At 33.3% G+C, this 15,243-nt stretch carries 11 protein-coding genes; 5 read left to right on the forward strand and 6 right to left on the reverse strand.

The window, feature by feature from the left end; translation table 11 throughout:
• Position 1 precedes the first annotated feature (1 nt).
• Positions 2 to 1,312, forward strand: a complete 1,311-nt coding sequence (locus OQ292_RS20445; RefSeq protein ID WP_284686287.1) for a DEAD/DEAH box helicase — start codon at positions 2 to 4, stop codon at positions 1,310 to 1,312.
• Positions 1,313 to 1,316: 4 nt separating this feature from the next.
• Here the strand turns inward: OQ292_RS20445 and OQ292_RS20450 are convergent, their stop codons facing one another.
• From OQ292_RS20450 to OQ292_RS20465, 4 genes are all read right to left on the reverse strand, one after another.
• Entirely contained in the window at positions 1,317 to 2,447 is a 1,131-nt protein-coding gene (locus OQ292_RS20450; protein WP_284686288.1) for an epoxide hydrolase family protein, read from the reverse strand.
• Positions 2,448 to 2,567: 120 nt separating this feature from the next.
• A complete protein-coding gene (locus OQ292_RS20455) occupies positions 2,568 to 5,264 on the reverse strand; it encodes a carboxypeptidase-like regulatory domain-containing protein (protein ID WP_284686289.1) in 2,697 nt (898 codons plus the stop codon).
• Between the two features lie 73 nt (positions 5,265 to 5,337).
• Positions 5,338 to 6,528, reverse strand: coding sequence for a FecR family protein (locus tag OQ292_RS20460; RefSeq protein ID WP_284686290.1), 1,191 nt, complete (start codon positions 6,526 to 6,528; stop codon positions 5,338 to 5,340).
• A gap of 156 nt (positions 6,529 to 6,684) precedes the next feature.
• On the reverse strand, positions 6,685 to 7,233 hold the full coding sequence (locus tag OQ292_RS20465) for an RNA polymerase sigma-70 factor (RefSeq protein ID WP_284686291.1): 549 nt from the start codon (positions 7,231 to 7,233) through the stop codon (positions 6,685 to 6,687).
• Between the two features lie 146 nt (positions 7,234 to 7,379).
• On the opposite strand from OQ292_RS20465, the gene OQ292_RS20470 reads away from it, so the two are divergent.
• The gene (locus OQ292_RS20470) at positions 7,380 to 8,138 is read left to right on the forward strand and encodes a helix-turn-helix transcriptional regulator (protein WP_284686292.1); all 759 of its coding nucleotides are present in this window, start codon (positions 7,380 to 7,382) and stop codon (positions 8,136 to 8,138) included.
• A gap of 45 nt (positions 8,139 to 8,183) precedes the next feature.
• The gene (locus OQ292_RS20475; protein ID WP_284686293.1) at positions 8,184 to 8,888 is read left to right on the forward strand and encodes a transglutaminase-like domain-containing protein; all 705 of its coding nucleotides are present in this window, start codon (positions 8,184 to 8,186) and stop codon (positions 8,886 to 8,888) included.
• A 13-nt stretch (positions 8,889 to 8,901) separates the two neighbouring features.
• Here the strand turns inward: OQ292_RS20475 and OQ292_RS20480 are convergent, their stop codons facing one another.
• Both OQ292_RS20480 and OQ292_RS20485 read right to left on the reverse strand, forming a co-directional pair.
• Positions 8,902 to 9,600: a LytR/AlgR family response regulator transcription factor gene (locus tag OQ292_RS20480; protein ID WP_284686294.1), complete on the reverse strand. Its 699-nt coding sequence runs from the start codon at positions 9,598 to 9,600 to the stop codon at positions 8,902 to 8,904.
• A complete protein-coding gene (locus OQ292_RS20485; RefSeq protein WP_284686295.1) occupies positions 9,597 to 10,625 on the reverse strand; it encodes a sensor histidine kinase in 1,029 nt (342 codons plus the stop codon). The genes OQ292_RS20480 and OQ292_RS20485 overlap by 4 nt, the downstream gene beginning before the upstream one ends.
• A 190-nt stretch (positions 10,626 to 10,815) precedes the next feature.
• Here OQ292_RS20485 and OQ292_RS20490 point away from each other — a divergent pair, with 190 nt between their 5' ends.
• Both OQ292_RS20490 and OQ292_RS20495 read left to right on the forward strand, forming a co-directional pair.
• Positions 10,816 to 11,580: a DUF3108 domain-containing protein gene (locus OQ292_RS20490; RefSeq protein WP_284686296.1), complete on the forward strand. Its 765-nt coding sequence runs from the start codon at positions 10,816 to 10,818 to the stop codon at positions 11,578 to 11,580.
• Positions 11,581 to 11,798: 218 nt separating this feature from the next.
• Complete coding sequence (locus OQ292_RS20495; RefSeq protein ID WP_284686297.1) at positions 11,799 to 15,191, forward strand: LamG-like jellyroll fold domain-containing protein; 3,393 nt, start codon at positions 11,799 to 11,801, stop codon at positions 15,189 to 15,191.
• Positions 15,192 to 15,243: the final 52 nt, after the last annotated feature.

Here is a 15,243-nt window from a genome sequence, read left to right on the forward strand (position 1 = left end):
GATGTCTAAACCAATTAAGAGCCAGAAAGCAATACTCTCTAAACTGGGTATAGAGAAGTTGAATAATATGCAATTGGAGGCACAATTAGCCATAGAATCTTGCTTTGAAGTGATGATTCTTTCTCCTACCGGTACAGGTAAGACATTGGCTTTTTTGCTTCCATTGATCAACGAGTTAGACAACGAAAGCGATCAGATTCAAATGGTGGTAATTGTACCATCAAGAGAATTGGCTATCCAGATAGAGCAAGTAATGCGTGAGATGGGAACTGGCTTTAAAGTAAATGCAGTGTATGGAGGCCGTAATAGTTCTAAAGACAAAATAGAAATTAAACACCGACCAGCTGTTTTAATTGGCACTCCTGGTAGAGTAGCAGATCATTTAAGAAGAAAGACGTTCCGTACTAGAGATATTAAAACTTTGGTCTTAGATGAGTTTGATAAATCATTGGAAGTAGGTTTCGAAGACGAGATGAAAGAAATTCTCGAACTACTTCCTAAGGTGGAGAAAAAGATTTTGACATCAGCTACGCAAGGTGTGGAGATACCTGAGTTTGTTGGCATACATGAGCCTGCACTTGTAGATTACCTGCATGAAAAGGTGAGCCAACTCCAAATTAAAAAAGTGCTTTCTCCTAAAAAAGACAAGCTCGAAACCTTGCTAGATTTAATTGCTCATATCGGCGATCAAAATGGAATTGTCTTTTGCAATTTTAAAGACTCTATTCAGCGAGTAAGCGATTATTTGTCAGATAATAACATTTCTCATGGTATATTTTATGGAGGAATTGAGCAAACCGAAAGAGAAAGAGCACTAATAAAATTTAGAAACGGTACTTATAAAATTTTGCTAGCCACCGATTTAGCTGCAAGAGGTATTGATGTACCAGAACTAAAGTTTATCATTCACTATCATCTTCCAATTAAAAGTGAAGAGTTTACCCATAGAAATGGTAGAACTGCTCGAATGAACAACGAAGGTACAGCTTATGTAATTCAATATGAAAAGGAAGACCTTCCAGAGTTTATTGGAGATATTCCTACAGAAGAACTTACAGGCACTCAATTACCCAAACCTTCTAAATGGAGTACTTTGTTTATTTCTGGTGGTAGAAAGGATAAAATATCTAAAGGTGATGTAGCTGGACTTTTCTTTAAGCAAGGTAATCTTACCAAAGATGATTTGGGTTTAATAGAATTGAAAAACGATTGTGCATTTGTTTCTGTGAGAACTGCGACAATCAAGTCTCTTTTGCCTAAAGTAAACAATGTAAAATTGAAGAAGAAAAAAGTAAGAGTTTTAGAAGTTTAACATTCTAAATTACTTTCTCTAACAAAGAGATGATATCTGTGGCAAGCAACTCAGGTTGTTCTAAAGCAGCAAAATGCCCTCCTTTGGGCATATTTGTCCATTGAATAAGGTTGAGCCCTTTTTCTATATAAGATCTTGGTGGGGTTGGAATTTCTTTCGGGAAATTGGCAAACCCCACCGAACTTTTCACAAAATCATGCGGTCCAAATACCATAGGATTTTGGCTAATGGCATGGTACATTCGCATTGAAGAATGAATCGTTTGGGTAAACCAATACAAAGAAACATTGCTAAGCAATTCATCTTTGGTAAAGCAATTTTCAATGTAACCGTCATTATCACTCCAACTATTAAACTTTTCGATTATCCAAGCACAAAGTCCAATTGGTGAATCATTTAATCCATAAGCAAGTGAGAGTGGCTTTGTACTCTGAATCATACCATAAGCTCCTTCAGTCGCATTCCACTTTTCAGCAAAACTTTTATAAGCTAATTCTTCATCACTTAGCTTCTCTCCTTCTACCAAATAAGGTTGATACGAATCTGAAATGTAATTTAGATGCAAAGCAATTATGCTTTCAGGATGTTGTTGAGCCAACCTAATGCTGATACCTGCTCCAATATCTCCACCTTGTATGCTATAGTTTTTGTAGCCAAGCTGAAGTATAAGTTTATGCCACAAGTCTGCAACAAAACCATAATCGACACCATGAGTAGTTATTTTCTCTGAAAACCCAAAGCCAATAATTGAAGGCACAATAATATCAAACGCCAACTCTTCTGAGTTTTTTAAGCAATCAATTACTTTGAACATCTCAAGAAATGAACCCGGCCAACCATGCGTAATTAATATCGGAATTGCATTTTCTCTTTCACTTTTTACATGGATAAAATGAATCTTACAACCATCAATCTCAGCAATAAAATTTGGGTAAGCATTAATCTTTTCTTCAGTTTTCCTCCAATCAAATTCGCTTTGCCAGTACTCAGCCAATTCTTTTAAATAAGATAGATTAGTCCCATAAGTCCATTGGGAGTTTTTTAACTCATCTGGCCAGCGTGTTTTTTTTATGCATTCTTTTAAATCAGCAATTTCTGTTTCAGCAATATTTACTTTAAAGTCATCTATCATCATAAAACAAAGCTACTTTGCAAATTGTAGAAAACAAGCTATAAATTATCCTATTTTTGGTTCTTATTTAAAACAAAAAACACTCCTTTCGAAGTGTTTTAAGCTTTTCTTGTACAAAATTTATTAAAAATATATTCTGTACATCAAGTTCGGATAAAAGCCACCTTTAGTGGTATAACCAATGGAATTTGGCTCCGACTCATCATAATATTCAGAGATTTTGCCTTTTGAATCTGTTATATTATCCAATACCAGCGTGAGTTCATGAGTAGCTTTTGGCTTGTTCCATTTGTAGTTAACAGATAGAATTAAATAATAAAAATCATCGAGTTTGCTTTCGTAAGCTTTGCTGTAATCCCAATATTTATTGTTTTCTGGGTCTACTGCTAAATTTCCGTTTTCATCTCTTAATAGTGGAATAATTTTTTGCCCGCCACCAATAAAAAGCTTAGCGTTTATCCCAAAAGTCTGGTTATGCTTTTTTCCCCAACCCTGATACTCTTTACCACCAATCATGTTGATCATGTAATTATTATTATATCTTGTATTTCGCTCAATGCCATCTTTAGCTGTGTAAAGTGACTGATAAACCGAAGTATTGACTAAGAAATAATAGTTGTTGGCAAAAAATCGCTCAATGGTAAACTCAACTCCATAATTGCGACCTTTTCCATCATTCACTAAATCTACATATCTAAAATCTTGCCCTTCGTTTATGGTTGAATAATAACTCGAATCACTGTTTTCTACCGGCAAATTGTACAAATGCTGATAGTAAACTTCTGCCTTCACCCTGATATTTTCAGAGAAATATTTTTCATAACCAAGTACAAAATGATGCGTTTTTAAAAGATCTAAATCTTTATTCGGTTCGGTGATGGTACCATCTTTAAGCTCAACCTTAGCAAAATAATTGTGTATACTTTCCATATTGCTATGAAGGCCATAGCCAAATGAGAGTGCACTATTAGAAGAATAATTCCAGCTTACAGAGAATCTAGGTTCGAGCGTACTTTTGTTGTTATAAAGCACATTCATATTATGTACTCCGGTTACAATTGATAAGTTATCATTCACATTGTATCTCCAACTCACAAAGTTTCTAAGTGTACTTACTCGTTCATCAAAATCCATTAAAGTGACTCTGGCTGCCTCGTCCTCATTGAGTTGGCTTTGGTAATAATCGTAATCAAACAAAGCATACTTTGTCCCAATCTGGATTTTATGTTTTGCACTAATTTTATGATGATAAGTAACTGCTGCACGATAAACACTTTTTCTCATTCTATTAGTAAAATTCAATTTGCTACTCAACACAGAATCTTCTTCAGAATTATCTGTATCAATTAAAGGTTCGTAGAGCTCTAATTCGTAAATATCATCGTCAATCCCTTCATTAGAATAAAACAAAGTTGATTTTAAATAACTGTTTGGCGTAATATTGATGGTGTGGTTAATCCCTGTATTTAGCAAATGCGCTTTCTTGTCGTAATCTTCTCTAATATTGCTGCGCATGGCATTATCGCCGGGAGTATTCCAATCTATTGGAGTTACATCTTCAATCGAAAACTTACTAATGCCACCTAAACCAAATAACGAAAATGTTCCAGCCTTTTTTGTGGGAAGTACAATCTTATAAGATGCATCTTGATAATTTGGGATTCCCTGTACATCAGTTAAACCCAATTCACTGGCAATTGCCAAAGTTGAATACCTATAGTTTACCAGATAAGAACCATTGTAATTTTTACTTAATGGACCTTGTACAGTAAAATCTGTTCCCATTGTGCCAATACCGGCTACTGCTTCAAACTGTTCGTTGTTTCCTTGCCTAAACTTTACATCATAAATACCAGAAAGCACATCGCCATATTCAGAAGAAAATGCACCCCCATAAAAATCTGATGTAGCTAACATATTGTTATTCAATGCACTAATTAATCCTCCAACTGCATTTTGATCGGCAAAATGGTTTGGGTTGGTAATCTGAACTCCCTCCAATCTCCATTGCATGTATTTGGGTGAATTTCCTCTTACAATAATATCATTATTACCATCTTGTGAGCTGGTAACACCAGTAAAATTCGACATGATTCTGGATGGATCGTTAAAACCACCGGGATATCGGTTAGTTTCTTCAGGTGAAATCGATCTGGCACTCACCACAGACATTTCGTCTAAAGCCTGCCCTTTAATACCTGTTGCCGTTACATCAAGCGTTTCCATTTCCAAAGTAGATTCTTGCAGATATAAATCTAGCATCACTTCTTTACCAGAGTTCACCAATACATTTGGCATTGTAATCGGCTTATAACCAATGTATGTAATATACAAGCTCACCCTACCAATTGGAATATTGCTTAATTTAAATTCCCCTTTCTCATTGGTAACTGAACCCACTATCGGATCGGTTTCTAATATCCGAATGGTTGCTCCGATAAGTGGTGTGTGAGTATCTACATCTTTTAAAGTTCCTCGAATGGTTTGGGTATATTTATTTTGATTGATGGAAGCTGAATCATCCGGCTCTTTTGGGGTGATTACAATTGTTTCATCTACCTTTTTATATGTGAGATTGGTGTCTTTCAAACTCTCATCAAGTATTTCTTCCAAAGAAGCATTGCTCAGAGAAATATCTTTGGGAGTATACTCACTTAATTCTTCATGGTTGTATATAAAATTAATGTCTGATTGATTTCTTAATTCATTGATAATTGTTTCTAAAGTAGCTTTTTCGAGCTGTATGTTGAAAGTAACATTTTGCGCGGCCGAATATATAGACAGGCACAAAAAAAGAGCAATCAAACTGATCTTTTTCATTTTTTGATTTTAATAAAGATGTAAATCTTTTTTCTAAATAATTGAATAAAATGGGATTAGCTAAGCTATTATATTATAAAATCACGATCGTTTCTTCTTCTAATTCAAATTTCACTTTGGTAGTCATTTCCAGCATTTTCAAAATAGATGAAATCTGAGCTGTATTGTTTATCCTACCAGTAAAATGAAATTGCTTGGCTTGTTCATTTTCAAAGGAATATTCAAAGTTATACCAGCGGGCAAGCTTCCGCATTACGGTTTCTAAATCTTCGTTTGCAAATTCTATTTTTCCATCTACCCAAGAGGTATACACACTCGTATTGACCTGATTAACAACTAAATCTGAATTTTTCTTTGTGAAAACAGCATGGTCATTCGGTTGCAAGATTTTTTGTTTTTTAGATGTATTTAATTGAATACTACCTTCTACCAAGGTTGCTGTTGCTAGTGGCTCTTCTTCGTAATTAGAAACATTAAAAGTTGTTCCTAACACCCCGATATTCACACTATTACCATTCACAATAAATGGTTTGCCATTGTGAGCCACTTTAAAGTATCCTTCCCCTTCTAAAAACACTTCTCTAGTACTATCAGTAAAAGCAATTGGGTATTTTAAAGACGAAGCTGCATTGAGCCAAACTTCTGTACCGTCTGCCAAAGTTAACTGATAACCACCTCCTACTGGAGTTATCAACTGATTAAAAACCAATTCAATTTTACTTTTCGGAGTCGCACTTGAATCTTGTAAAGAAGTATCTATAGAATAAGTAAGTACATTGTTATAATTGATAATTTCAGTTGCTCTTTGTTTAATATTTTCTTGTGGTGTTTCACCTTGTAAATCGACATCAGTTCCATCTTCTAAAATTAGCGTTGCCTTCTGTGAACCTGGTTTAACCACTTTATCAATTCTGCTCAAAGCATCTTCTTCTGTCGAGTTCAAATAAAAATACATAACACCAACTGCTAAAAATAATGGTAACAAAATCGCTGCAGCGTATCGCCAATATTTTTGAGATTGTAATTGAACAGTTTTAGTTTTAAACAGCTTCTCCTCCATCAATTCCCAACTTTTTTGTTGATCGAATAATTGATAGATTTCTAGTTTAGATAGCAGCTGTTCGTTGCTAATTATTTTCTGGAATAATTCAGCATTTTCCGTAGACTCGTTAATCCAATTTTGTAACTCAGTTTCTTCTTTCTGAGAAATTGAATTTCTAATTCTCTTACTGATTAATTCTGCTATGTAAAATTGCTGTTCCATCCAGTTATTTTAAATACAAACCTAAAACAACCAAAACCTAAAACCGGGTGAAAAGAATTTTAAACATTTTAGGCCAAAAAATAAATACCACAAAAACACAAGCCATAAACTACTGATTTTCAGCAAGTAAAATCCCTTTGAATTTTTAATAAAAAATCACAAAGTCAGTAAAATGGCATTTAAAGGAGGCGATAGTTTTTGCTTTAGCTTACTGTAAGCGATCTTTTTTTGTGTCTTTACTGTATTTTCAGAGATACTTAGTTCTTCGGCTATTTCTTTATTCTTTAAACCTTTGAGGGCTAACATCATAATCTGTTGAGCAGCTTTTGGTAGTTGAGCAATTTCTTGATAGAGTTGATTAAATACCTCTTCTTCAATAATATGTTGGGTAAAAAATTGATCAGATTCTAGCTCGTAAATGAGGTTTTGTTCGTGCTTTTGTTTTACTGTTTGATGCTTTAAATAGTTGAGACATTTGTTCCTTACCGACGTGTATAAAAATGCTTTAATGGCACTTTCGTTTTCAAAGTTTTCTCCCTTCTCCCAAAAATTAACAAATGCTTCTTGTACCAAATCTTCAGCTGTGGCAACTTCATTCAGATATTTATAGGCAAAAGCACAAAGCGCATTAAAAAACTTATCAAAAATAAGTTTAAATACTTTTTTATCTAGTGACTTTGATTTAGTGAATTGCGTTTTTTTCAATAATTAAAGAATTTTAAATTTTGCCAAATTTTAAGTTTATAAGACCAGACACAGTAGGTAATTTTAATTAATATTGAATCTACAAAACAATCGAATAGATTAAAATTTTAATTATTAAAGAGATTAACACATCATTAAATCTTACCATGCAACCAACAAACATTGCCCATATTAATAAAAACTATGGTTGGTTTCTAGGATCATTCGCAGACAATCAACTTCATAAACATTATGCTATACAATTGAGTATTGCCATAGAAGAACCTATCCGATTAAGTCTAACCAAATTCAATATTGAAACTAACAAAACCCTTTTAATTCAGCCAAATGTTGCTCACCAATTATCATGTAAGGGCAATCACTTGCTTATACTTATAAACCCAACATCTTCCATCGGGCATTTTTGGCATCGATATTCATCCAACGAACTATTGGAAATTAACAGTCAAATGGTAATAGACTTGAAATTACTCGTCTCTAAATATCTAGCCAGCAAAATAAAAAAAGAAGAGTTTATCGATCAATTAAACAGTCAAATTCAAAAATACGATTGCCATTGCGAAGACTATATCCATTCTGGAGATGAGCGAATCGAGAAGGCAATTGATTACTTAAACCAGAATTCTGAAAGAGTTGTACCCCTCACAGAAATTGCTGAACTCTGCCATCTTTCTACTGATAGATTTCAACACTTGTTTAGAGAAGTTACCGGACAAACTTATAGACGAGCTCAACTGTGGGTGAAATTAATGAATGCTTTGCCAAAACTAAAAACTCAACCACTCACTACAATTGCACATAATTGCGGCTTTGCAGATAGTGCTCATTTTAGTCGCACATTCAAAGAAAGTTTTGGCTTTTCGCCAAGAGAGTTTTTAAAACTTAGCCAGTTTGTTCAAGTTTAGCTTAACACAACTATTGATTTTTGCATTGATAAAAACTTATAAAAGATGCAAGAATACCTAAAAGAAACAAAGCTACTAAACTATTCAAATCCAGCTATTCAAAAGTTGATTTCTGATAGAAATTGGCTTATGTTGAAAGAGGAAGACAGATTAAAAGCTATTTACAATTTTGTAAGAGACGAAATACAATTTGGCTATAATATAGATGACAATATTAGTGCTGCACAGGTTTTACAAAACGGTTATGGACAATGTAATACAAAATCGGTTTTGCTAATGGCTTTGCTGCGTGCTGTAAACATACCTAACAGAATTCACGGTTTTACTATCGATAAAGCATTACAAAAAGGCGCAATTACAGGCATTTGGTATCAACTTTCTCCCAAAAATATTCTGCATAGTTGGGTTGAAGTTTACATAAATGAGCAATGGTATTTTTTAGAAGGCATAATTCTGGATAAAGCCTATTTAAATGCATTGCAAAAGAAATTTGCCAACTGTAAAACCACTTTTTGTGGTTACGGAGCTTACACTGATAATTTTGAAAAACCAGCTATCGATTGGAATTTCAATAACACATTTATTCAAGATAAAGGCATAAACCAAGACTTTGGATTATTTAATAGCCCAGATGAGTTTTACCAAAAACATGGTCAACAGCTTAATCCTATAAAGAAGTTTGTATTCAGAAAACTAGTAAGGCATTTGATGAATAAAAATGTAAGAAAGATTAGAGCATCATATCCATAAATTCCGAAATCAATCATAACAAATACTTCTCTATCCGCTTAAGAAAAGCCGCTTTATAAGACTGACTGATCGGAATATGAGCTTTGCCAATAGTGATATTATTCTGAATCACTTTGTCGATTTTAGTCAAGTTTACAATAAAGGATTGGTGAACTCTACAAAAGTTTGATGGTAATTGATTTTCTATCTCTTTCATTCTTTTGTAGATCAAGTGCTTTTTTGAAATTGTATGAATGCTAATGTATTCTCTTTCCCCTTTTACAAATAAAATATCATCAAACTCGATACGGATGAACTCTGTTCCAGATTTAATATAAAGCCAGTCAACGCTTTCTGATGTAGTTTGATTAATCTGCGGCTTTTCGGTATTGAGTAAAGATAATGCTTTTTGAAACCGAACAAATGTGATGGGTTTTAAAAGGTAATCAATCGCATTTCTCTCATAACTTTCTACTGCATATTCAGAATAAGCGGTTGTAAATATAATACCAACTTGATCTGAAATGGTGGAAGATAAATCCATCCCATTTAACATGGGCATATTAATATCAAGTAAGATAAGATCGACAGCATTATTCTTTAAAAAATCGAGCACTTCAATGCCATTGTAACAACTTTTTTGCAAGCTTAAATAAGGCAATCTTTTAATGTAAGACTCCAATAGTAATACCGCATTTGGTTCATCGTCAACAATCAGACATTTGAGTTTCATCTTATTGGAATTTTAAGCATTGCAGTAAAATAAGAATCTGTTGATGTAGTACTCATTTCATAATCTTTATCATAAAGCAATGATAATCTAGCTTTTAAATTTCTCAATCCAAAACCACGTTCATTGCTATTCTGTAAGGGTGATTTTAGACTATTTGTCACTGTATAAAATAGGTAGCTCTCATCTGCTTTTATCGAAATATCGACCACATTATGTGTTTCATTCTTTTGAATGCCATGCTTAAATACATTTTCAATAAAAGGGATTAGCAGCATAGGTGGCACTAAAATCAACTCGTCTACTTCAATTTTTTTTTGAACTTGTACCAGAAACCTCATTCTGATATTTTCGAGATTTATGTAGTTATTGATAAAATTGATTTCCGTAGCAATGATCACTTTTTGTTTTTTACTTTCTTCAATAAAATAGCGCATCATGTCAGAAAGTTTACTCAGCATTTCTGCTGCTTTAGGTGATTCACTTTCGGTTACATAGTAAATATTGTTGAGGGTATTAAATAGAAAATGCGGTTGAATATGAAACTTTAACCTGTCTAGTTCAGCTTCGGTTTGCTTTAGTTTTTCCATCTTACTTTTGCCAAGTAAATGAAAATAACTTTGAGTGTACCTCAACAAAATACTAAAAGCTAACAAAGACATTACAGTTATAAATCTATATAAATAGTTATACCATTTTATTGTAAATTCCTCTCTATTTGGATACAAATAATTATACAGCTCATATGTAGAGTAGGTCCACAAATAGGTAAATACTAAAATAGAAATGCTGCCCAAAGCTATTATCAATCCACGATTTTTTCGATTCTGAAAAGTAGGGATTAAGTACAAATAACATAGGTAAATGAAAGAAGCATAAAAAAACACATTGAAAACCGAAAAGATGAACGCTGCATAAAACTGCTGATATTCTGCCCAATAAAATGTGAGCTGAAAAACAAAGAAAAGCAACCAAGCACCAATCTGAATCTTGTTGAAAGTCCTCCTTTGTTCAATAACTTCTTCCATAAATCGAAAAATAGAGATTGAAGCAATGAGTAGCAAAAATTTTCAATACTTGACCTAAAATATTCAACAATTGAGCTTATTGAACGAATTTCGCAACATGCTTAAAATATCTTGCTATCAATTGAAAAGAAGAGAGATTGAAGAAAATGTCCATTAGAGTTGCTGAGAACTATAAATTTTATCTCAATCTATGAAACACATTTTTCTATTTTTACTTATCGGATTAATCGTTTTTAACTCCTACTCCCAAACAGATTCTTTAAATACTCAAAATAATAAATTACTCATCGAGAAAATACAAACAGGCACAAACTCTTATCTAGTTTATTTTCAAGATTCATTGAATGGACCGAAATATAACTTTTCAATTTGGGAAAGAAGCTTATCAAAAAAAGAGCTTTCAGGCAAGCAAGTTTATCAATTAGATTGGAAAAGATACACTTCAGATAAAGTTTCGGCTATTGAATATGAAATTATTCTGGATGCAAAAACCTTCACTCCCATTAGCGAAAAGGTTGCTGGTGAAGTTCTCAAACCAGAAAAACAATTCATTAAAAAGCATTTTATTTATAATGCTAACAACATGTATACAAATAAAGATACTAGTAAACACAATCAACCAGAAGTAAACATTAAAAACCTTAAACATTCTTTTAATTGGGAAGCAGATTTAGAGACTTTTAGCATTTTGCCTTTAGCCAAAAGTAAAAGTTTTGCCATCTGTTTTTATCATCCGGGTTCAAGCACGCCACCAGCCTATTATTTATATAAAGTAATTGGCAGCGAAAATGTAACTTTCAATAATCGAAAAATTAATTGCTGGGTTTTAGAAATTGACTATAGAAATCATAACAGCAAAGCAAAATTTTGGATAGATAAATCCACTCATCAAGTATTAAAAACTCAAGATGTTTTTCCCGGTGGTTACCGATTTAAAACCCTAATAAGTAATTAATTAGATGCCAAGCTTAAAAGTGCGAAGTAAGCTTTAAATGTTCGGAGATGGAAAGGTGGGTAGTCTCCTTATATTATAATTATTATTTTTTGTAACTTTTAATAAACACAAAACTCCATTTTTCGCTTAATTTCAAAGATTATTATTAAAAATAAGTATTAAAAAGATACCCTATTCCGTTAGTTTCTCATTGTACTTTTTAAATAATAAATTTAATTATGGGGAAACTACTTACCTTAATTTGCACTTTTTTAATTTCAATTTTTTCCTTCAATTTCATATGTAAATCTCAACCATTAAGTCCACCCGGTGGTGATTGTAATACGGTTTTAAATTTCGATGGAATAGATGATTACATACAACTTAATTCAGTTTTAGATATTGGTAATATTTCAAATACGGTTGAACTATGGGTTAAAATACCGGAAGTAGGAACTGGTAACCTTACAGCTGGAGAGAGAGTTGGAATTATATTAGGTAATTATGACGATAATCCTAACGCAGGTTGGGAAATTCATGATGACGGCCAACTCAGACTTTATTGGAATAGTTATCCTGATGTATATGGAACTACAGACCTGAGAGATAATCAATGGCATCACATTGCTTTTGTTAGAGATATGAACAGTAGTACTCTAAAAGCCTATATTGATGGAGAAGTTGAATTTGATTATTCTTATGGTGGAGTAAATTTAGACTTCGTTACTACTCATAGAATTGGTGCAGACAATAGAGGTTCAGGCACTCCTTATTTTCATGGCTCAATGGATGAACTTAGAATATGGAGTGTAGCTAAAAGCCAAGAAGAAATTCAAGCTTCAATGAATAATACATTAGATGGTACAGAAGATAATCTTGAGTTATATTTTGACTTTCAAGATGGTGTTAACTCTGAAACTGTTTATGATCTCAGTTCAAATTCTTTTCTAGGTACTACGACAAATATTGATCTTGAAACAAGTTGGCAAACTGCTGCTGGTGATATTGGAGGTTCAGGCAGAGTAGTTGAAATTGCCTCTTCGTGTGATGCTTATGAATGGAGAGGACAAACTTATGAAACTTCTGGGTTTTATTATGAAGTAATAGAAAACAGTTATGGATGCGATAGTACATTAGTACTGGATTTTACAAGATTAGAAGCAAGTTCATCAACTTTTGAAGCTACTGGTTATATCAGCTACGAATGGATAGATGGTAATGTATATACTGAGGATAATAATACAGCAACATACACTATAGATAATTATTTAGGCTGTGATTCTGTGATTACTTTAGACCTAACTATTGAAACACCTGAAATTGGAGGAGGAGAATTTAATAACAATTGGGCTTATAATATTGCTGAATCAAACATCTATAGCGAAGCTATATCTATTTCTACAGATGACAATAACAATGTTTATACTGTTGGATTTTTTGTTGGAAACGCAGACTTTGATCCCAAAGAAGATATTTACGAATTAACTACAAGTGAAGGTTCATTTATCCAAAAACAAGATAGTGAAGGCCTTCTTTTATGGGCAAAGAAAATAGATACTGAAATTTATAGTAGTGCTACAGATTTAAATGCTAATTTATACATTGTTGGAGAACTTGAAGGTACTATCAATCTTGGTACAGAAGAAAATCCTATTGAGTTTACTAGCAGTGGAGAACAAGATGCCATAATTATAAAATTTGATACAGATGGTAATTTTCTTTGGTTGAAACAAATTGGTGGTGCTGGGTCTTATACTACTACTTACTCCTTAGATATAGATGCAAGTGGCAATGTTTACGTAACTGGCAATTTTAACGAAACAGTAGATTTTAATCCTGGAGAAGAAACATTCGAAATGACCTCAAATGGAGGAAATGACATTTTTGTAGAAAAACTTGATGTAGACGGAAACTTTGTTTGGGCAAAACAGATGGGTGGAAGCAATTATGATACAGGTTATTCCATCTCTATAGATGAAAATGGAAATGTATTTTCAAGTGGATATGCTCAAGGTACTGTAGATTTTGATCCAAGTGAAAATACTTATGAGTTAACTTCTACTTATGAAGGAATTTTATATATACAAAAATTAGATACAGACGGTAATTTTATCTGGGCACAAAAAGTAGAATCTGACGGAAATATATATACCTATGCAGTTTCAATAGATATCTATAACAATGTATTTATATATGGTACCTTTGAAGGTACAGCTGATTTTGATGCCAGTGAAGATACTTATGAGTTAACTGCTGATGATGAAAATATATTCATACAAAAATTAGATACAGATGGTAATTTTATCTGGGCTCGCCAAATCGAAGGCAGTATAGGTGATAGTTATGCAAAAACGCTTGAAACGGACGAAAAGGGTTATGTATATGCTACAGGCAACTTTAGTGGTACTATAGATTTTAATCTAGGAGGTGATGCTCACGAATTGACCGCTTTGGGTAATTATGATGTTTTTATACAAAAGCTAAATAATGAAGGTGAATTAATCTGGGCAAAGCAAATTGGTGGAACTGAAAGCGATGTTGATTCTCATGTCATTACAGTTGATAATAATTTGAATGTACTTGTTGGTGGTTATTTTGAAAACACTGTAGATTTTGATCCTGAAGACACAAAATTTAACTTAACTGCGAGAACTTATGGAACTGGTTTTATACTAAAACTAACCTGTACGCCTACCACTAGCACAGATGTAATAGAAGCATGTAGCAGTTACGAATGGATTGATGGTATTACCTACACTGAGTCTAACAATACAGCAACTTATACTACAACCAATATGATGGGTTGTGATTCAGTAATTACTCTTAACTTAACCATTTTGCAACCTACTGCTTCAACTGATACGGTGGTTTTATGTAGTGAAGATAGTTACGAGTGGATAGACGGAATCACTTATACAGAAAACAACAACTCGGCTACCTTTACTACAACCAATGAAGCTGGTTGTGATTCGGTTATCACACTTAACCTAACTTTTGGAAAGCCTTCTGCCTCTACAGATGTTATCTCGGCTTGTGGTAATTATGAATGGATTGATGGTATTACCTATACTGAATCTAACAATACAGCTACCTATACTACAACTAATTTGTCTGGCTGTGATTCGGTTATTACACTTAACCTTACAATTAACAATGTTGATGCAGGGGTAAGTATAGAGGGTACACTGTTAACTGCGAGTGCAGACGGTGCTTCATATCAGTGGGTTGATGCTGACAATGAACCAATCGAAGGAGCTACCAGCAAAACTTTTACTCCTACTGAAAATGGAAGTTATGCAGTAATTGTTACGCAAAACGATTGCTCAGTAACATCTGAAAGTATTGAATACAATGTACTTGGTGTAGTAAAAAGTACTTTTGAAAAGAACATTATCGTATACCCGAACCCAACCTATGGAGAAGTTGAAATAGAAATAGGTGAAACCATTCAACAAATGGATGTTCGCGTAATGAATGTGACTGGACAAGTAGTTAACCACAAAGTATTTAAGAACACCGGCAACTTCAAAATTAATATCGATGGAGCGACCGGTATCTATTTTATTGAAATGATGTCTAACGATGCTGCTGGCAAATCTAGATCCGCCATTATTAGAATTGTGAAGCAATAAGATTCTGATATATTAAAATTAAAAGAGCGCTTCGATTATAAATCGAAGCGCT

It is taken from the genome of Chondrinema litorale, assembly GCF_026250525.1.
GTDB lineage: Bacteria > Bacteroidota > Bacteroidia > Cytophagales > Flammeovirgaceae > Chondrinema > Chondrinema litorale.